This is a genomic window from Aquibacillus halophilus (assembly GCF_009649745.1).
Lineage (GTDB): Bacteria > Bacillota > Bacilli > Bacillales > Amphibacillaceae > Aquibacillus > Aquibacillus halophilus.
On sequence record NZ_WJNG01000012.1, the window covers coordinates 77,836 to 97,230 of the forward strand.

Annotated in this window: 21 protein-coding genes; 13 read left to right on the top strand and 8 right to left on the bottom strand. The window is 36.3% G+C overall.

What is annotated here, in order from left to right; all coding sequences use genetic code 11:
* Positions 1 to 165 precede the first annotated feature (165 nt).
* The 3 genes from GH741_RS14800 to GH741_RS14810 all read left to right on the top strand — a co-directional run bounded on the left by GH741_RS14800 (position 166) and on the right by GH741_RS14810 (position 3,963).
* Positions 166 to 1,854, top strand: a complete 1,689-nt coding sequence (locus GH741_RS14800) for a glycerol-3-phosphate dehydrogenase/oxidase (protein WP_153737531.1) — start codon at positions 166 to 168, stop codon at positions 1,852 to 1,854.
* Positions 1,855 to 2,051: 197 nt separating this feature from the next.
* Positions 2,052 to 3,173, top strand: coding sequence for an NAD(P)/FAD-dependent oxidoreductase (locus tag GH741_RS14805; protein ID WP_153737532.1), 1,122 nt, complete (start codon positions 2,052 to 2,054; stop codon positions 3,171 to 3,173).
* Between the two features lie 61 nt (positions 3,174 to 3,234).
* Positions 3,235 to 3,963, top strand: a complete 729-nt coding sequence (locus GH741_RS14810) for an SDR family oxidoreductase (protein ID WP_338079475.1) — start codon at positions 3,235 to 3,237, stop codon at positions 3,961 to 3,963.
* A gap of 65 nt (positions 3,964 to 4,028) precedes the next feature.
* Here the strand turns inward: GH741_RS14810 and GH741_RS14815 are convergent, their stop codons facing one another.
* Positions 4,029 to 4,448 carry a DUF1801 domain-containing protein gene (locus GH741_RS14815; protein ID WP_153737533.1) on the bottom strand — a complete coding sequence of 140 codons (420 nt, stop codon included), beginning with the start codon at positions 4,446 to 4,448 and terminating at the stop codon, positions 4,029 to 4,031.
* A 168-nt stretch (positions 4,449 to 4,616) separates the two neighbouring features.
* Between GH741_RS14815 and GH741_RS14820 the strand changes: the two genes are divergently transcribed.
* Positions 4,617 to 4,766 (top strand): hypothetical protein, encoded by a 150-nt coding sequence (locus GH741_RS14820; RefSeq protein WP_153737534.1) that lies wholly within the window; start codon positions 4,617 to 4,619, stop codon positions 4,764 to 4,766.
* 258 nt (positions 4,767 to 5,024) lie between these two features.
* Entirely contained in the window at positions 5,025 to 6,488 is a 1,464-nt protein-coding gene (locus tag GH741_RS14825; RefSeq protein ID WP_153737535.1) for a M20 family peptidase, read from the top strand.
* Between the two features lie 188 nt (positions 6,489 to 6,676).
* On the opposite strand, the gene GH741_RS14830 is transcribed toward GH741_RS14825, so the two are convergent.
* From GH741_RS14830 to metA, 4 genes are all read right to left on the bottom strand, one after another.
* The gene (locus GH741_RS14830) at positions 6,677 to 7,540 is read right to left on the bottom strand and encodes a hypothetical protein (RefSeq protein ID WP_153737536.1); all 864 of its coding nucleotides are present in this window, start codon (positions 7,538 to 7,540) and stop codon (positions 6,677 to 6,679) included.
* 212 nt (positions 7,541 to 7,752) lie between these two features.
* Positions 7,753 to 8,355 carry a DUF421 domain-containing protein gene (locus GH741_RS14835; protein ID WP_153737537.1) on the bottom strand — a complete coding sequence of 201 codons (603 nt, stop codon included), beginning with the start codon at positions 8,353 to 8,355 and terminating at the stop codon, positions 7,753 to 7,755.
* A gap of 106 nt (positions 8,356 to 8,461) precedes the next feature.
* The gene (locus GH741_RS14840) at positions 8,462 to 8,737 is read right to left on the bottom strand and encodes a hypothetical protein (protein ID WP_153737538.1); all 276 of its coding nucleotides are present in this window, start codon (positions 8,735 to 8,737) and stop codon (positions 8,462 to 8,464) included.
* 179 nt (positions 8,738 to 8,916) lie between these two features.
* A complete protein-coding gene (gene metA / locus GH741_RS14845; RefSeq protein ID WP_153737539.1) occupies positions 8,917 to 9,825 on the bottom strand; it encodes a homoserine O-acetyltransferase MetA in 909 nt (302 codons plus the stop codon).
* Positions 9,826 to 10,146: 321 nt separating this feature from the next.
* Between metA and GH741_RS14850 the strand changes: the two genes are divergently transcribed.
* Both GH741_RS14850 and GH741_RS14855 read left to right on the top strand, forming a co-directional pair.
* Complete coding sequence (locus tag GH741_RS14850; RefSeq protein ID WP_240795517.1) at positions 10,147 to 11,139, top strand: glutathione S-transferase family protein; 993 nt, start codon at positions 10,147 to 10,149, stop codon at positions 11,137 to 11,139.
* 29 nt (positions 11,140 to 11,168) lie between these two features.
* Positions 11,169 to 11,669 (top strand): GNAT family N-acetyltransferase, encoded by a 501-nt coding sequence (locus GH741_RS14855; RefSeq protein WP_338079470.1) that lies wholly within the window; start codon positions 11,169 to 11,171, stop codon positions 11,667 to 11,669.
* A gap of 130 nt (positions 11,670 to 11,799) precedes the next feature.
* Here the strand turns inward: GH741_RS14855 and GH741_RS14860 are convergent, their stop codons facing one another.
* Positions 11,800 to 11,979: a YjzC family protein gene (locus GH741_RS14860; RefSeq protein WP_153737541.1), complete on the bottom strand. Its 180-nt coding sequence runs from the start codon at positions 11,977 to 11,979 to the stop codon at positions 11,800 to 11,802.
* 273 nt (positions 11,980 to 12,252) lie between these two features.
* Here GH741_RS14860 and GH741_RS14865 point away from each other — a divergent pair, with 273 nt between their 5' ends.
* The 6 genes from GH741_RS14865 to GH741_RS14890 all read left to right on the top strand — a co-directional run bounded on the left by GH741_RS14865 (position 12,253) and on the right by GH741_RS14890 (position 18,364).
* Complete coding sequence (locus GH741_RS14865; RefSeq protein WP_153737542.1) at positions 12,253 to 13,230, top strand: ring-cleaving dioxygenase; 978 nt, start codon at positions 12,253 to 12,255, stop codon at positions 13,228 to 13,230.
* A 135-nt stretch (positions 13,231 to 13,365) separates the two neighbouring features.
* Positions 13,366 to 14,061 carry a peptidylprolyl isomerase gene (locus GH741_RS14870; protein WP_153737543.1) on the top strand — a complete coding sequence of 232 codons (696 nt, stop codon included), beginning with the start codon at positions 13,366 to 13,368 and terminating at the stop codon, positions 14,059 to 14,061.
* 301 nt (positions 14,062 to 14,362) lie between these two features.
* Positions 14,363 to 14,974 (top strand): bifunctional 2-keto-4-hydroxyglutarate aldolase/2-keto-3-deoxy-6-phosphogluconate aldolase, encoded by a 612-nt coding sequence (locus GH741_RS14875; protein ID WP_153737544.1) that lies wholly within the window; start codon positions 14,363 to 14,365, stop codon positions 14,972 to 14,974.
* Between the two features lie 28 nt (positions 14,975 to 15,002).
* A complete protein-coding gene (locus tag GH741_RS14880; protein WP_153737545.1) occupies positions 15,003 to 15,887 on the top strand; it encodes an ROK family protein in 885 nt (294 codons plus the stop codon).
* A gap of 156 nt (positions 15,888 to 16,043) precedes the next feature.
* The gene (locus GH741_RS14885) at positions 16,044 to 17,459 is read left to right on the top strand and encodes a hypothetical protein (RefSeq protein WP_153737546.1); all 1,416 of its coding nucleotides are present in this window, start codon (positions 16,044 to 16,046) and stop codon (positions 17,457 to 17,459) included.
* A gap of 98 nt (positions 17,460 to 17,557) precedes the next feature.
* A complete protein-coding gene (locus tag GH741_RS14890) occupies positions 17,558 to 18,364 on the top strand; it encodes an AAC(3) family N-acetyltransferase (protein ID WP_153737547.1) in 807 nt (268 codons plus the stop codon).
* Between the two features lie 365 nt (positions 18,365 to 18,729).
* On the opposite strand, the gene GH741_RS14895 is transcribed toward GH741_RS14890, so the two are convergent.
* Positions 18,730 to 18,966, bottom strand: a complete 237-nt coding sequence (locus GH741_RS14895; protein WP_153737548.1) for a phospholipase A2 family protein — start codon at positions 18,964 to 18,966, stop codon at positions 18,730 to 18,732.
* Positions 18,967 to 19,189: 223 nt separating this feature from the next.
* A partial coding sequence (locus GH741_RS14900) for a LysM peptidoglycan-binding domain-containing protein (RefSeq protein WP_153737549.1) occupies positions 19,190 to 19,395 on the bottom strand: 206 nt, incomplete at its 5' end.

Here is a 19,395-nt window from a genome sequence, read left to right on the forward strand (position 1 = left end):
TTCACAAATTAATAGAATGGTATGCAGACATGAGAGGCCACAAAACTCTATAGATATCCTTAGAGATATTTGTGGTCTCTTTTTCTGTCCCCGCGTTGTTTTCTATGGAGATGAGGAGATTATTGGGCAATAACATCGTTACAATACACAAAGGGGCGATGAATTATGGCATTTTCAAGTTTACAAAGGAAAGAGATTTACGAAAAAATGAGCAACCAAACCAATGATTTAATCGTCATTGGTGGTGGAATTACCGGTGCCGGTATCGCCTTAGATGCTGCGAACAGAGGAATGAAAGTAACCTTAGTAGATATGCAGGATTTTGCTGCTGGTACTTCAAGTAGGTCTACAAAACTTGTTCATGGTGGGTTACGTTATCTGAAGCAGTTTGAGGTGAAAATGGTTGCCGAAGTAGGAAAAGAACGTGCGATTGTATATGAAAATGGTCCCCACGTAACGACACCAGAGTGGATGATGCTTCCTTTTTATAAGGGTGGAACATTCGGTCCTTTTTCAACCAATATAGGTCTTCGAGTTTACGATTTCCTTGCAGGTGTTAAAAAAATTGAACGAAGAAAAATGTTCAGTAAAGAAGAGGCAATGGAACGAGAGCCATTGTTAAAAGAGAATAACTTAAAAGGTGCTGGCTTCTATGTGGAGTATAAGACAGACGATGCTCGATTAACTTTAGAAGTAATGAAAAAAGCAGTTGAAAAAGGTGCATTAGCTCTTAACTATGCCAAAGTAGAACAGATGATTTATGAAAACGGTAAGGTAATAGGTGTCGAAGTTGAAGATCAAATTGATCAAACTAAGCGTAGTATTTATTCGAAAAACATTGTGAATGCTGCTGGTCCTTGGGTAGATAAATTAAGAGAAAAGGATCACTCCAAAAAAGGTAAGAGATTGAGGTTAACAAAAGGTATTCATTTAGTATTTGATGGAGAAAGATTCCCCTTAAAACAGGCACTATATTTTGATACCCCTGATCGAAGAATGGTTTTTGCTATTCCACGTGAAGGTAAAACATATGTGGGTACCACGGACACGGTTTATGAGGGGAATATCGCCCATCCAACCATGACTGAAGCGGATCGTGATTATGTTTTGAATGCTATTAAGTTAATGTTTCCACATCTTACTATTGGTGTGGAGGACGTTGAATCGAGCTGGGCAGGTCTCCGTCCTTTGATATACGAAGAAGGTAAAGATCCATCAGAAATTTCTAGGAAAGATGAAATTTTTATATCGGATTCTGGATTTATTTCAATTGCGGGTGGTAAATTAACAGGCTATCGAAAAATGGCTGAAAGCATTATCAATTTAATAACGAAAAACTTAAAGAAAACGGAAGACATAACCTATTCGTATGTGTCAACGAAACATCTCCCTATTTCAGGTGGAGATGTTGGAGGTTCTCAAGGCTTTAAAATTTTTATTGCCGATAAAGTTGCAGAAGCTAAAAAAAATGGCATATCTGAGACAGATGCAAAACTTCTTATCCAACGTTATGGATCAAATATTTCAAGAATCTATGAGATATACCAAAATGAAAAAGAACAAGCAAAAGAAGTACAGCTAGATTTACTATTATATGCTAAGGTTCGCTACGCCATTGATTATGAGCTATGCTACAAACCAGTTGATTTCTTTATTCGTCGAACAGGAGCATTATTTTTCGATATCGACTGGGTGAGAATGAATAAAGACTCGGTCATAAGCTATATGACAAAACGACTAAATTGGTCAGACCAACAAATTAAAGATTATGTAGATGAGTTAGATACTTTGCTTTATGAAGCGAATAATCCAGTTCCAGAATATAAAGATCTAGGACATACAATCACATTGTAAGCATCCAGCAAGAGGAAATCTAATTGCAGTGTTTAACTTACAAAGAATAGAACGAAACCCCAAGGTTAACTCCTTGGGGTTTTTATATGAAAATCAGTAATTTGTTACGAACAGTAAAGATATCCTTTAAAATTGATGCAGGCACTTCAATCCTGTACAATTGCTAAATACATAATGAAACGAAAAAGGTGTTAAACATGAAAACATATATCGTAATAGGGGCTGGAATCCTCGGTGCATCGACAGCATATCATCTTGCTAAACACGGTGCTTCGGTAACGATAGTTGATCGAAATGACAAGGGACAGGCTACGAATGCAGCAGCGGGTATTGTATGTCCATGGTTAACCAATCGTCGTAATAAAGCTTGGTACCAATTAGTTACAGGTGGAGCAAAATACTATCCTACCCTGATTGAGGAGCTTGAAGCAGCAGGGGAGACCAAAACAGGTTATGCCAGAGTAGGTGCCATAAATATTTTTGATACAGAAGAAAAGTTAGACAGAAAAATGGAATTTGCACTAAAACGGAAGGAAGCTAATCCCGAAATGGGTGAGGTTACTAAGTTATCCCCTGAACAAACGAAGGCATTATTTCCCCCTTTATCTGAGCAATACGGAGCAGTCCACATAAGTGGGGCTGCACGTGTAGATGGTGGTGCTTTACGTGATGCATTGATTCGGGGTGCAATAAGAAGTGGAGCAACTTTTATTACTGGAAATGCTTCTCTAGAATTTGTGGGAAATACAATTACAGGTGTACGAGTAGACACGAAAAACTATGAGGCGGATAAAGTTATTGTAACAGGTGGCGTGTGGTCAAAAGAATTGCTTGCGCCGCTAGGAATGAATTTTCTTGTCACCTCTCAAAAGGCACAAATCGTCCATCTTGAAATGCCTAAGACAGATACTAGTAACTGGCCAGTGGTATTACCTCCCTATAATCAGTACATGCTAACTTTTGAAAATGGCAAAGTTGTTGTAGGGGCAACCCATGAAGATCATGCAGGACTTGATTCACGGGTAAATATGGCAGGGGTATATGAAATTATTGATAAAGCTTTGAGAGTGGCTCCAGGCTTAGCAACCTCCACTTATATCGAAACTAAAGTAGGATTCAGGCCTTTTACCCCCGGGTACCTACCAGTCATTGGCCCAGTACCAAATGTTAATGGATTACTTGTTGCCAATGGACTTGGAGCTTCTGGTCTAACAAGCGGTCCATATCTTGGTGCAGAGCTCTCCAAATTAGCACTAGGTCGACCAACTGAACTTGATTTAAAGGATTATAATGTCGCAGGTGCTTTTCCTATGGAATAACAGTCAACACAGTTTGAAGAAAATGGAGTGAATAGCTATTAGTCATAATTTAAATGAGAAGATTGCACTAGTTACTGGTGGCTCAAGAGGACTTGGAAAGGTTATTAGCTTAACATTAGCCGAATCAGGAGCAATGGTTATTGTAAACTATGCAAATAACCAAGAATCTGCACAAGAGACTGTTGACTTGATAAAGTCAAATGCTGGGAAAGCTATCACTGTTAAAGGTGACATTACAGATGAAGACGAAGTACAAAGACTTATAAGTGAGGCAGAGGAAAAGACAGGTGGAACGATTGACATCTTAGTAAACAATGCCACGGGTCCACAACCGGAACTATCCATTGAAGAAAGCACATGGCAAGACTATTTAAATCAATTGGAGTACTTTGTGAAAGCCCCATTATTATTAACTAAAACGATTTTACCAGGAATGAAAAAGAAAATGGAAGGTAGAATTATTAATATTGGCAGCGAAGTGGTTCAGTTAGGTAATCCTAATTTCGGAAATTATGTAACGGCAAAATCATCACAAATTGGTATGACACGTTCCTGGGCAAGTGAATTAGGTCCACTAGGGATAACTGTTAATTTAATAAATCCTGGATTCATCCCAGTTGAAAGACATGGTAATGTAGACCCCAGTAGTTATAAAAAAAATGTACCCCTTCAAAAAATGGGTGAACCTATTGATATTGCGAATGCTGTAGCATTTCTTTCTTCAAATGAGGCAAAATTTATTACTGGTCAATCTATTTCCGTAAATGGTGGCAATACTTTTGGAATTTAGAGGATTGGATGTTTTTTGTCATTCAGAAGGCATCCTTCCTTTTCCTCGTAATGCCCTTTGTATTGTTAATCAGGATAGGTTTCTCTTAAAAATTTCACGGATTGGTTAATTAACGTGCTTAGTACATCAACATTAATATCTGCTACTTTATTTATGTAGACACAGGCTTTTCCAGATGTATGTTTTCCAAATTCCTCTAGTAGTTCCCCACGTTCAGTGTCCCCTGTAGCAAAGTATAGACTGATCTTTGCCTTGCGAGGAGAGAAACCGACTAATGGAGCATCCCCTTCATGTCCAGACTCATATTTATAATGATAAGCACCAAACCCAATGATACTAGGACCCCACATCTTTGCTTTATAACCTGTAGTTTCTGTGAAAATATCTAATAATCGGTAAGCATCTTCACGTTTTTTGGGACTGTCAACATTTTCAATAAAAGTAATCACACTGTTGTCGTTTTCTTTTGTTTTAAGTTCGTACATATTGGTCATGCTCCTTTCTTACCTATATATACTCGGCGTTAATTAAATCACTTCTACCTATAATGTACACTATTTAAAAATATTTTTCTTTTGGATTAATTTTCAAAGAGAGATTTTTCTCAAATAGGAGAAAAATAAAGAAATTTAATTTTTGAGGAGAGGTAAAACGTGGCGGACAATTATCAATGTTTTTATTGTGATGATTCACTAACAGAAAACGGATTACGCCGTATTAATTTTTTCCATAATGAGCTGGAACGAGAGGAAACGCTTTGTGTCGATTGTTATAGTGAGTGGTTACACGGTATAAAAGAATAATGTGGTGTCCAAGCGAATAGATATCTTTGGTATCTAGTAAATGAAAAAGTGGTGGTTCTGAAATAGATCCACCGCTTTTTTTATTTACGGATCAATAGTGAAGAACATTTAATAAAAAAAGAATTAGACGCTTAATTATTATGAAAAAAAAGAATTAGACGCTTAATTATTATGATATAATAAAATGAATAATCATTCATTTTTGAATGTGTTCTCAAACTAGCGAAGTACATATTACAAGGGACGGGGGAATGTACATTGAAAAAACGTAAATTGATTGGCATATTTATTGGGAGTATTATTATTATTTTTCTAATTGTAACCGCTTTCAATACTTTCGCTGTAAAATCAAAACAGCCTGCATCTAAAGTAACCCAAGTGACAATTAATGAGAGTCAAGCGGTTGATCGGTTTACCGAATCAATCACTTATCAAACAGTTTCCTATCAAGACAGAACTAAATTCGATTATCCCGTGTTTGAGGAATTTATATCTTTTTTAGGAACTAGTTATCCACTCGTTCATGAACAGTTAGAAGTAGAACTGGTTAATGATTATGCCCTTATTTTTAAATGGACGGGTGCTGATGCTTCTAAGAATCCGATCGGCCTAGCTGCTCACTATGATGTCGTTCCTGTTTTAGAGGGTACAGAATCAAACTGGGAGCAGCCCCCTTACAGTGGAAATGTGGTAGACGGTTTAATTTGGGGAAGAGGTGCACTAGATGATAAAGTTGGAGTTATTGGAATCATGGAGGCTGTAGAATACTTACTACAAGAGGGATATTCGCCGGTCAGAGACATGTATTTCATGTTTGGATTTGATGAGGAAATTGGTGGCGAGGAAGGTGCCAAAGCAATTGTAGAAACACTAACGGAAAGAAATGTTAGGTTCGATTTTGTGCTCGATGAAGGTGGTGCAATTGTTGAAAACATGGTTCCTGGTGTGGAAAGTCCTGTAGGTGTTGTAGGTGTCTCAGAAAAAGGCTCTGCAACGGCTGAACTAAGTATTGAAGGTAGTGGGGGACATTCATCTCAGCCAAAAGATCATACAAATATTGGTAGGATTTCCAAAGCAATTGCTAAATTAGAGGATACACAATTCAAAGCGGATCTTAGAGGACCTGGAGAGGATTTATTTGAATTTGTCACTCCAGAGATGGGGATTGGGATGAAATACATTTTTGCCAATAAAGCAATTTTTGAACCAGTAATTGAAAACATTTTATTAAAGCAGCCTGCCTCAGCAGCATTAATTCGAACAACAATTGCCCCTACAATTTTCCAAGCCGGTGAGCAATATAATGCCTTACCGGAAAAAGCAACTGCAATTGTGAACTTACGTGTGATGCCTGGTGAGTCTTTAGAGGATGTTAAACAGTTTCTAGAAGAAACAATCGATGATGATGAGATCGAAGTGAAACTTAGTGGAAGTGAAGCGTCACAAGTCTCATCTTCAAAGGGATGGCAGTTTGAAGCTATTCAACAAGCCAGTAGAAATGTTTATCCACAATCGGTGATAGCTCCATATCTTATGTTTGCAGGATCAGATGCCAAGCATTATGATAAAATATCTGAAAATACCTATCGTTTTTTACCTGTACTTTTAACATCAGAAGATTTAAAGCGAATGCATGGAACGAATGAGCATCTAAGCGTAGAAAACTTTGTAAATGCAATTAAATTTTACGTTGAAGTAATTAAAGAAGCTGATAAACACTAGAAATAGCCTCGTCTATTGAAGCGTGGCTGAGGGAAAGTTAGCATCAAATAAGTGACTTCTCTTTATTTAAAGCATCAATATAAAAAGCTTGGGATTGGGATTCCCAAGCTTTTTTACATACAATAATATTCTTAAAAGTTATCAAACAAGAATTAGCAGACGTTCTTCCCAGTAGGAATAATCAGCTTTTAATTCATGCTTTCTGTTGCTCTATTTATAAACAAGAATGCATTATCTGGTTTGTTTGTTCCATCGATAATAGTGATGATTTTCTCACCTGAAATATCGGTATTATTAAATATTTCGCTAGTTGAAATGTTTATTCCGTATAAATGTTGCTCTTCATCATCCTCTGATTGATGGTAGAGTAAACCTTCATTGTCTATTTTCCCTGCTAAATCTTCAGAAAGTTGATCTAGTGAAAGGAATGATCCAAGATCAACTAATTGATCATATTGGTGCTTATCAACAATTAAAATATCCGGGTTCGCTTGCGTTAAGGTTACTTGGTTTTTTATGACTGTACCGTAATCCTGTTGAGATCTTGACTCTTTTGGTGTATACAATAAGTCTAGTTTAATCCTTTCCCATTCAGGAAAAAGGCTTGCTAAATGGTCTTGAAGTGGAGTCAGATCTTCACTTTGATACTCTCCAAGTAAGACAATAGTTAAAGCTGGAGGCACTTGTTCACCTAATCTAGCCTTCTCTATTTGTTGATTAACGATAGTAAATAGGAATGATCCAACTATTAAAAGCAGAAAGATCCCACCTATGATGTGAAATTTATAGTGATAAAGAATATTATCTATCTTTCCTCGTAAAGATCTATCTGAATTCTCTGATTCTTCAGTAGTATCACCTAGTATATTTGCTCTTACTAGGTTGTATGCTTCATCTAATTGATCAAGGTCTATATGGTGGTTCGAATCGTGACTGTCAGTTTCTCTGGCCGTTTTTTCCCTCTTAATTAGAATAAAAAAGCGGTCTTCTAATTCGTTAATTGATGCCTGTTCTGAAACTCCTAGAATAGTATATGCTTCCTTTATGTCCATTCAAACACTTCCTTTTACTAGCTCATTGTTTTAAAAAACTACATTCATATCATAACATGATTATCTATGAAAAGTTGTAGAATTAGAAGAGCCTAGTTTGTTGTCATAGATTAAAAAGGTAGCACGTTTATTTTAAATGGAAGTAACGAAATCCATAAATTGAAATTTCTTTTTTGGAAATTGCTCAGTTGCTTTTTTTGACTAATAAACACTTATTGCAAAGGATCTTTATCCTGAACTTTTTCTACTTGATTAAATAAATTACTCTGCTTTTGATTTAAAGGTGGTTTATATTTAAATACATCCTGATTGTTTGGATTTAAACGTGATAAAACCTCTTGTCTAAAATTTTCAAAGTCTTTTTTCGTTACGTAATTGTGTTCTGGAAATAGTTCAAGTCCAATATCACCGCTTACTTCCAATGTAGCTTTCATTACTTTTGAGACCTCATTTACTTTTTTTATCCGCAGACGCATTTTTAGTTCATCGACAGACATCCTTGCTATCTTTAAATTAGGTAAAAGAATTTCACCATTTTTAATTAGTAATAACGGCTCGCCAAGAATCCATTTTCTAAGGGCGGGAATGTTTATTATTAAAAGTGAAATAACAATTAAACCAAGGACTATTAGTCCGCCGTGATAGATAGTGATCCATGAGTTATCTGACTTAAGAGGATGAACTAATACGGTTCCAATTCCAATCATAATAACTACCTCGCCAGGTGTCATTTGAGATAAGGTTCGTTTTCCACTAAATCTTAATAAAACAATTGCGGCTGTTATGTATAAAATAGCTTGTATCCAAGCAGGCATTAAATCCCTCCATTTAATTCTTATTGTTTATAGAATATCTTTAAAGTATAAAAATTATTTAGAATTGAAAAACATGCGCCCTTGAATTAAAAGGCGCATGTTCATATTATTGTTGTTGGTTTTGTTGTTGAACCGCTTGCTGTAGTTGTTGATTCGCTTGTTGCAATTGCTGTTGAACTTGTTGAAACTGCTGTTGCTGTTGTGGTTGAGCAGAATTTTGAGCTTGTTGCAACAGCTGTGTAGCCTGTTGTAATTGTTGTTGTGCTTGCTGAATTGCCTGCGGATTTGCTTGTTGTGTAGCTTGTTGAACTGCTTGCTCTGCTTGTTGAATTGCCTGCTGTGCCTGCTGAGCTGCTTGTTGTGGCTGTTGATTTTGTGGCATAAGTAAATCCTCCTATTAAAATTTTGTACTCTGTTAGGGTCCCATATTAGTTGAAAATCATTCCGTAAGTTGTGTGTCAGTTTTGAAACTGAAACTAAGCATATAACACTATTCCCCAACAAGGAATAAGAAACAGAGGTGCTTGTCCTTATGGAGTTAAAGGACAAACACCTCTGATGTTATTTCCATTGGTATGGGGTTTCTTGGTATACGTAGTAATTTAGCCAATTAGAAAATAGGAGGTAAGCTTGGGAACGCCAGCGGTTCACCGGCTTGTTGTTTGGATTATTTCCCGGAAAATAATCCTTAGGAATATCGCATGCTATTCCTTTTGTTATATCCCGTTGGTATTCTTCAGCTAAAGTAAGTGCTTCATACTCAATATGTCCGGTAATCATTACGTGCTTTTCATCCTTAGACATCATGATGAAAGGTCCAGCTTCTTTTGATGATGATAATAAAATTAAATCCTCACAGGCAAGTACCTCATCTTCAAAAACTTCAGTGTAACGGGAATGGGGAGCTAGGAATTCGTCATCAATCCCCCTTAGCAGTTTAACGGTAGCGTTTTGTAACTGATGGTTAAAAATTCCTGTTAGCTTTTGTGGCAATTGATATTTACCAATTCCATAGTGATAATAAAGAGCCGCTTGTGCACCCCAGCATATATGCAGGACGGAGGTAACATGATTTATGGACCAATCCATAATCTCTGTTAATTCATTCCAATAACCAACCTGTTCGAAAGGTAAATGTTCTATAGGTGCACCTGTTATAATCATACCGTCGTAGCGATGGTCTTTGATTTGTGAAAAGGTTTTATAAAATTGTTCAAGGTGAGACCTACTTGCATTTTTTGATTCATAGGTCTCTGTACGCAAAAATTGCACATTGACCTGTAAAGGAGAATTACTAAGCAACCGCAGAAGTTGAGTCTCTGTTTTTTCTTTTTCAGGCATAAGATTCAAAATAAGTATATTTAAAGGACGGATGTCTTGGGTAGCTGCGCGTTTGTCATCCATTAAAAAAATGTTTTCATTTTCCAAAATTTCTCTTGCTGGCATTGAGTAAGGAACGTTAATAGGCATGGACAGTACCCTCCTTTTACGAATTAAACGATACGATTATTATAACGATGGGAATTCAAACGAGCAACAGGAAAGTTTGTATTGTTTTTTTTATTAAGTATGATTATATACTCACTAGGTAGTCTTTGAATCAAAGCTTTAAGAGAATTAACAGATTAATGTTAAAATTAAAATATACAGATTCGGGATAATGTGGAAGAAAGGGTGACGAACAATAATAGTTATGTCTATTGTTTTTTAAAAATGGAATAGTTTTTGATAGTTAACGTGGAACTATAATTAAACAAAGGGTGGATGAAAGTGACAGAAAATGAAAAAGAAATGATAAGCACTACAACTAAAAAGTCTAGTGAAATTACAAAGGATGGCTCCTTTAAACGTCAAAAAAATAGATTTTCAACGCCATTTGGAAACAATGCGGGGGAACTACCAGTAGAGGCGGATCGTTATCGTCTAATATGGTCTGCTGCTTGCCCATGGGCACATCGTTCGGTAATTGTTCGTAAAGTACTTGGATTAGACGATGTCATAAGCTTGGGTACGGTGAGTCCAATGCGCCCGAAAGTCGGACATGTCGACTGGGAATTCTCTTTAGATGATAAGGGAGTGGACCCTGTACTTGGGATAAGAAATTTAAGTGAAATATACAAAAAAACCGATCCAGAGTACACGGGTCGTCCAACAGTACCAGTAATGGTTGATTTAAACAATAACAAAGCTGTAAATAATGATTACTTTAATTTAACAAACTATTTTGAAACCATCTGGTCACCACTCCATAAACAGTATGCACCAGACTTATATCCAGAACGATTGCGTCAGGAAATTGATGAAATAAATGATGTAATCTTCAATGATGTTAATAATGGTGTCTATAAGTGTGGCTTTGCAGCGTCACAAGCGGCCTATGAACAGGCTTATGACCAGTTATTTAATCGATTAGATGAATTGGAAAATCGTTTAGCTAATAAACGTTTCTTATTTGGAGATTTCATTACCGATGCAGATGTCCGATTCTATACCACGTTAGTCCGATTTGATGTTGCATATTACAATGCGTTTAATACAAATCGAAACTTAATTCGTGAATTCACTAATTTATGGGGTTATGTTCGTGACTTATATCAAACACCGGGGTTTGGGGATACAACTGATTTTGATGCCATAAAGCTTCATTATCATTTATCAATTACGATTAATCCCGATAAAGATGATGATAAGATATTACCAAAAGGCCCGGATTTATCATGCTGGGATTTACCACATAACCGACATATGTTAAGCAAGAAAGAAGAAAAATTTCTAATCTATTAATGAAATTCAAGTAGTAGGGGCGATAAGAAGTGAATATACGGAATGCAAACAAACGTGAAATAGAATTGATTCGGAACCAAAGAGTTCAAGCATATAGTGAGCATGCGAAAGCTATTCCTGATCAACACTGGCAAGCGTTGAAGCAAGCAATATCGTCAGATGCAGATATACAGGATGGTGTTGAGCTAATTGTTGCTGAACTGGGTGGAGAAATCGTAGGGAGTGTGGCATTATTTCCTGCCAATACAGATGCCTATCAAGGATATGTCGATGAACTCGACTATCCGGAAATTCGAGTACTTGCTGTATCACCTGAAGCTAGAGGTAAAGGCATCGCCTCAGCCTTAATTAACGAATGTATAAACCGTACAAAATTGAAAGGCTTCGATTATATTGGCTTACACACTGGATCGTTCATGGAAAGTGCAATAAAATTGTATGAACGAATCGGTTTTGAACGTTTGCCACAATATGATTTTGAACCAGCAGATGATGGCATTATTGTTAAAGCATTTCGACTTTCAATTTAATCTGTTAGGACCATGGTTATCGAAAATTTGAGTACAAGAACTGCCCATAAAAACAAAGATTAGGCACCTTCGTTTGGATAAAAAATCCACGATGGTGCCTAACTCTATTGATAATGATTATTTGTTTGATTTATGGTTTACGTTTGGGCATCCACTTCCGATCTTTGTTCGATGTCTCAGGAAATTCATCTCCAGCTTCAAGCTTTACTGATTGCGGATCGAGTACAGTACTTCCTGTTTCACCAATCTCAACATAGATACCATTGTTTGGTGCTTTTTGACCAGGATTAAATTGATGGTTCTGTCCCATACTATCCCTCCTTTTAATTTATATTGTCCATAAGGTTAACAAATAATGAGTTTTATTTACTCTTATTGTGAACATATTAGCGTAGTCTTTAAGGGAGAAAATTGAGACCTATCTGATTGACAGTATTTTTTGTTCTGTGTTACATTATCTTGAATTAAAGATAATTTTCAATAAGGATTTAAATCGAAAGAAAAGAGCCTACGATAGAAAAATAAAGACAAGATACAGAAAGTAAATCATATTTTGAAGTTTACTATTTGGAGGGTTTTAAATATGGATGAATTAAAAGGAATACACCACGTAACTGCTATTACAAGTAGTGCAGAAAAGAACTATGAGTTTTTCACTTATGTATTAGGAATGCGTCTAATTAAAAAAACGGTTAACCAAGATGATATCCAAACGTATCATTTATTCTTTGCTGATGACACAGGTAGTCCAGGGACAGATATGACTTTCTTTGACTTTCCTGGGATTCCCAAAGGTGTCCATGGTACAAACGAAATTTCTAAGACATCTTTCCGTGTGCCAAGTGATGCTGCATTGGACTATTGGGTGAAAAGGTTTGATCGTTTAGAAGTAAAGCATACCGGTGTTAAACAACAATTTGGTAAGAAAACACTTTCCTTTGTTGATTTCGATGAACAAAGTTATCAATTAATTTCAGATGAAAATAACCAAGGTGTTGAGCCAGGTACTCCATGGCAGAAAGGTCCTATTCCACTAGAGTATGCTATTACTGGGTTAGGTCCAATATTCGTTCGGATTGTTGAATTTGATTATTTTAAAGAAATGATGGAAAAAGTATTACTATTTAACGAAATTGATAAGGATGGATCCTTTCATCTATTTGAAACTGGTGAAGGTGGAAATGGTTCACAAGTAGTAGTGGAACATAACAGAATACTTCCACAAGCACAACAAGGCTATGGTACAGTTCACCATGCTGCCTTCCGTGTTGAAGATCGCGCGGCATTAGATCGTTGGGATGAATGGTATCGTAAATTTGGATTTCAAACATCTGGTTTTGTTGATCGTTTCTTCTTTAAATCACTTTATACGAGAGTGGCACCACAAATATTATTTGAACTTGCTACGGATGGTCCAGGTTTTATGGACGATGAACCTTATGAAACTTTAGGAGAAAAATTATCATTGCCTCCGTTGCTTGAACCAAAACGTGAAGAAATTGAAAATTATGTTCGACCGATTGATACAGTAAGAAGTACAAAAGAATTCACTAAAGAATAGAGTTACTTGAACATGAAGTATAATGATTAGTAGAAAAAGGGACTTTTCCTATTAGAGGATTAGTCCCTTTTACACACCTAACATGATATAATAATGAAGTCAAAAATCGAGTGATTTATCTCCAGGAGGATTCAAATGAAACACGTTGTATTAAAATCGAAATATTTATTTATTTGCACAGGAATATTTCTGTTAGTGGCTATCATAACAGGGTGTGGCACACAGTCAGAGAATCAAGAGACTCAAGAGAACCAAGTAGAACAAACAAACGAATCAACAAAAGAAGAAAAAATGGAATACCCCACTGTTGAAGAAAACCCAATAGTTACAATTACTATGGAAAATGAAGAAGAAATTAAAATCGAATTATATCCGGAAATTGCACCTAACACTGTTGCTAATTTCATTTCACTTGTGGAAGACGGCTTTTATGATGGTTTAATCTTTCATCGTGTTATTCCAGGATTCATGATTCAAGGTGGAGATCCTGAGGGAACTGGTATGGGTGGACCAGACTATGCGATTGCTGGTGAATTTGAATCAAACGGTTTTACTAATGATTTAGTGCATGATCGAGGTGTGCTTTCGATGGCACGATCACAAGATCCTAATTCTGCTGGATCGCAGTTCTTTATTATGGTAGCAGATTCGCCACATCTAGACGGTGACTATGCTTCATTTGGACAGGTTATCGAAGGAATGGAAACTGTCGACGCAATTGTCGCTGCGGACAAGGATCCGAGAGACGATAAACCATTGGAAGATCAACGAATGAAATCAGTAGTAGTTGATACAAAAGGAGTCGACTATCCGGAGCCCAAAAAACAGTAGTCCTTGCTGTATTCAGAGTTATTAGATGCTTCGCTGGCTTAATTTTCAGTGAACCATCTTTTAATACTTTCGACGAGTTATATATAATGATATAGTTATGGGTAACACTGTGAAAAATACAACAACAATTGGTAATGCAATGATTACGTTTGAACCAATCTTTATGAATTGTTTCGATTTCTTGTACGCTACTAGCTCAGGCTCCTTGGTAAAAAGCAAAGATCTGCTAGGTTTGGACTAGTTAAAATGGGGAAAATATATTCATTAATAATAAACCACAGGAAAGGAAGTTTTTATTTACATGCAAAAATATAAATATCTTCAGAAGCTAGTTGATGCAAAGGTAGTCGCTGTTATTCGTGCAGACTCCAAAGAAGAAGCTCTTGATCAAGCAAAGGCCTGTCTAAAAGGTGGCATTAATAGTATTGAATTGACTTTTACTACTCCTCAAGCAGAGCAAGCAATTGCCGACCTGGCAATTACCTATCCTGAAAAGTCAATCGGTGCCGGTACGGTCCTTGATCAAGTTACTGCAAAAATTGCAATTCAAAATGGAGCACAATTCATTGTGAGCCCATCTTTTGATAAAGATACGGCTTTATTGTGCAATCTATATCAAATTCCTTATTTGCCTGGATGTATGACTGTTACGGAGATGCGAGACGCGTTAAGATATGACTGCTCGATTATTAAGCTTTTTCCTGGTAGTATTTACGGACCACAAGCTATTAACCAATTTAAAGGACCACTTCCACAATTAGAGATTATGCCTACTGGTGGGGTTAATGAACAGAATATTAAAGAATGGTTTAGTGCAGGAGCGATTTCCGTTGGAGTTGGTGGTTCTTTAACAAAGGGTAGTTTAGCTGAGATTGAAGAAAAAGCAAGGAAACTTGTAGCGGCTGCTAACTAGTCACTAATTCAAAGACGGACGTGATGGTATGAAAAATTATTTATCCTTTGATATTGGTGGAACATTCATTAAGTACGGAATCATCGGGGAAAATGCCGAGATCTTAGAAAATGACAAAGTGATAACACCAAAAACATTGGAAGAATTACTAAACACTTTAGACTTAATTAGTAAACAACATCCTAATACTGAAGGAATTGCAGTAAGCGCACCAGGTGCTGTTTCTGATGAAGGAATTATTAAAGGATCAAGTGCGATACCTTTTATACATGGTCCAAATATAAAGAAACTATTAGCAGTGCGTACAGGTAAAGCGGTTTATTTGGAGAATGATGCGAATTGTGCCGGATATGCCGAAGTTTGGAATGGTTCTGCTAAAGGTAAACAAAATGTTCTCGTAATGGTTATTGGTACAGGGATTGGTGGAGCTGTAATAAAAGATGGAACAATACATAAAGGTGACAACCTGCACGGTGGAGAGTTTGGCTACATGTTATTAACTACTGACCTTGAGAGTAGTGATGATGTATGGAGTAGAATCGCATCAACTAAAGCATTGGTCAAGTACGTTGCTAAGCAAAAACATGTTGATTTTGAATCACTCTCAGGAGAAAATATTTTTGAATTGGCCGAAGCAGGGGATCAAATCTGTATGGATGCGTTAGATCGTTTTTACCATTTTTTGGCCGTAGGGATTTACAACCTACAATACATCTATGACCCAGAGGTTATTTTAATTGGTGGAGGTATTAGTGCAAGAGACGATTTAATTGACCGAATAAATGAGAAACTTGATAAAATCATGACTATTATTGATCTAGCTAAAATTAAACCAAACATTGACACGTGTAAATTTCGTCAGAATGCTAACCTATTAGGTGCTGTCTATGGGTATATGAAAGAATATAGCTAAAACTGTTATATAAAACCAGGAAGTTTAACCCGGATAGTGGTCTTTAAAGACACATTGTTCGGGTTTTGTTTGTTAAAATAAATCCATAAAGACGGTTATCGTGTGATATAAAAATTTGATGTAGGGAACCAAAAGTGAAACCAAGGAGTTTTGGAAATGAAACAGTTCGCGGCAATCGGCTTTACAGTTTCAATCTGTATTTATACTCTGATGCACTATATAACCTACCTTCATTTAACTGAAATCGGTCTACTAATACTTTCTTGTTCTGGGATAGCAACAATTATTTTTGCCTGCATTTTTCTTCCATTAAAGTCATTCTTGATACCGATATTTTTATTTGTCACCGCGATCATTATTCAACTCATGTCTGGTGGTTCTCTGTTTACACTTTTAATGGAAGGCATCTTCCAGATGAGTAGTTTAATCGCTTTGTTGTTGATTGTTCCAATTATCGGCTGGATACTGAGAGAAGAACCTTATATTGATGGAATAATGAATGTAGCCCATAAAATGCTTAATACGAGCAAGAAGTTTCACATGGGTATTATGGTAGTAAATCAAATTATTTCTTACTTTTTATTATTTGGTGCAATTCCAATGATGTATCAATTTATTAACGATTTTTTCACAAACAAAAACAGCGAAGCATGGGAATATTTTAAAGGAACAGCACTACTTCGCTCCTTCGCACTGACTACTCTATGGGTGATAAGTATTCCAAGCTTTGCATTTGCATTAGACCATCTAGGTGCACCGTTAATCTGGACTATTGTGCAAGGGTTCTTTATTTCGTTAGCGGGAATTTTTCTTTCTGTTTTGTTTACTTCGTATAAAGAGAAAAGATATGGCGCTAACATCACAGCAGATATTGGTGAAGAGATAAATAAACTTGTCCACAAATCAAACCCAGGAACAAAGTGGATACGGTTAACAACTGAATTTGTTTTCATTTTTATTTCGCTATTTAGTACGATTTTTATTTTGCATATAGTGATGGGTTGGGGATTACTAGTCCTTATTCCGCCAATGATTTTAATCTGGACATTTGCTTATTTTTTTTATAAAGGAAGAACCAAGCAATTAGTTTCACTGTCAAAAGATTATTTGGTCAATGAAATTAAATTTAAATCACAGCAATTTAGCTTGTTGTTGGCTGCTGGCGTATTGATTTTTTCAGTTAATCAATCTGGATTTGGTCGGTATTTAGTAGATGGACTATTTTATATTGAGCAGGCGGTTCCCTTTTTAAATTTTCTAGTTATTTTACCTTTTACCGTGATTTTTTTAGGGTTCTTGGGACTTGGTCCGTTAACGGTTATTGTTCTAGTGGCAGGTATTCTTCAGAATGTTGTTCTCTCCTATCCACCTGAACTTGTTGTATTATCAATGACGTCAGGTAGTGTCATTTCGATTGTATTGTCACCTTTTATTTTACCGATTATCGTATTAAGTTCCTCGAATGGACTTAGTATTTTGAAAAATGGTTTTGGTTTTAACCTTGGATACGCAACAGCTTTTTATTTTCTTGTTCAAGCTTATATCCAATTTACCTGGCACTTTATCTATTAATTTTAAATACTAATTTTTATATGATAAAAAGGTTAAATTTCAGTAATTAATCTGTATAATAATGTAGTAATTATAAAATAGTCCTTCGGAGGTTAACAATGAGTGAGGAACAATCAATAAAACAGATGATAAAACCAAATACGAGGTCAAGTTTACATAAAGACTTTTTAAATTTAGGCTTAGAAAAAGGAATGACAGTTATTGTCCATACTTCACTTAGTTCGTTGGGATGGGTGTGTGGAGGCCCTACAGCGGTAATTCAAGCATTGATGGATATCATTGGTGAAGAAGGTACCATTGTTATGCCTACTCAAACTCCTGAAAACTCTGATCCATCGACATGGCAAATGCCTCCTGTACCAAAAGACTGGTGGCCGATAATTCGTGAAGAGATGCCTGCTTTTGATCCTAATGTAACCCCAGTCAGAGGTATGGGGGTAATTGCAGAAACTTTCCGAAAGTTCCCAGAAGTAAGTAGGAGCAACCACCCAACTTATTCATTTGCAGCATGGGGGAAAGAGGCGGGGCACATTATTTCCGAACAGCCATTATCGGCTGGATTTGGTTCGAAGTCTCCATTGGCCAAAATATACGAACTTGATGGTCACATATTATTGTTAGGAGTAGGTCATGACAGTAATACATCATTACATTTTGCTGAGCATTATATAGAAGATAGAGAGAAGGTTAAAAAGGGGACTGCTATGTTTGAAAACGGCACACGCATATGGAAAACGTACAAAGAGATTGATTATGATTCAGATCAATTCGAAGCGCTAGGCAAGGAATTCGAAGATGTTTATGAAGTAAATTGTGAGAATGTTGGAATCGCCACAAGTAAGTTAATAGGACAGAGACTTATGGTGGATTTTGCACGTGATTGGTTACAAAAGAAAAATGGTTAATTTAATTTAGCAGAAAAAATCTAAGGGTATATTGCAATGGTAAAAAGAACCTTTTTATTCCTGTAAATATAACTCTTAGATGTCAAATTATCAATAGTAAAAGTATGAGGACTATCTCTTTTCTGATGAGGTAGTCCTTTTTGATATGGTACTTATCCTGATGAAGAAGATAAAACTCTGATATTACACTTAATTATATCTGAAATTCTCGTAAACTCTATTTAGCGTTAAGTCGATGAAAGCACGTTTCGAGATTAACTGAATCAACTGAAGGTACATCTAGTGGTTGAGAGACCGACAAGGGTAGAATTCTGTTTGTGTTAACAATAGTGATTATCTAATCAATCTTAAAAAGATAGTCAATTTTAAAATGATCGTTTCAAATTAATCGCGCGGTACATTGTTCTAGCATCTCTTCCTATCTGACTTCGTTGATTTATATAAGGTCTGACTTGATTTAAAAATACCTGATCACAATAATAGTGACCAAATTTACGATAACAAGCATCGTGTTGTCTACAAATAGCATCAAGCTGATTTATCGGAGCACCAGGCCCACTACAGTTTGGTCCACAATATCGGTATCCATTAAAACAAGGCATTCTCGCTCACTCCTTGTAATCATATTGGTTACCTTTAACTTATTCAATTTTAAAGGAATTGCTTGGGAAGATGACCGGAGTGTTTTAAAGATGGACGTTTTTTCCAATATATTCCGAGAAATATAAAGGGTTTGTTAATGATAAGTGGGACATAGGGACAGGCTCCTTGTCCCAAAACAAAAACCCTGCATCTCATTGAGATGCAGGGTTTTTTTCATCATTATTAGTTAAGTGGAATGGCTACTTGAGAGCCAATGTTTAATGAATAAATGTCCACGTTAGGGTTTGCTTCAATTAATTCATCAACGGTTACACCATCATACACACTAGCAATTTCATTGAACGTGTTACCGGGTTGAACGGTGTGATAAACTACATCGGCATCGCTACCAGAGTCGCCAGTATTACCAACAACTGTTACTTCAGATC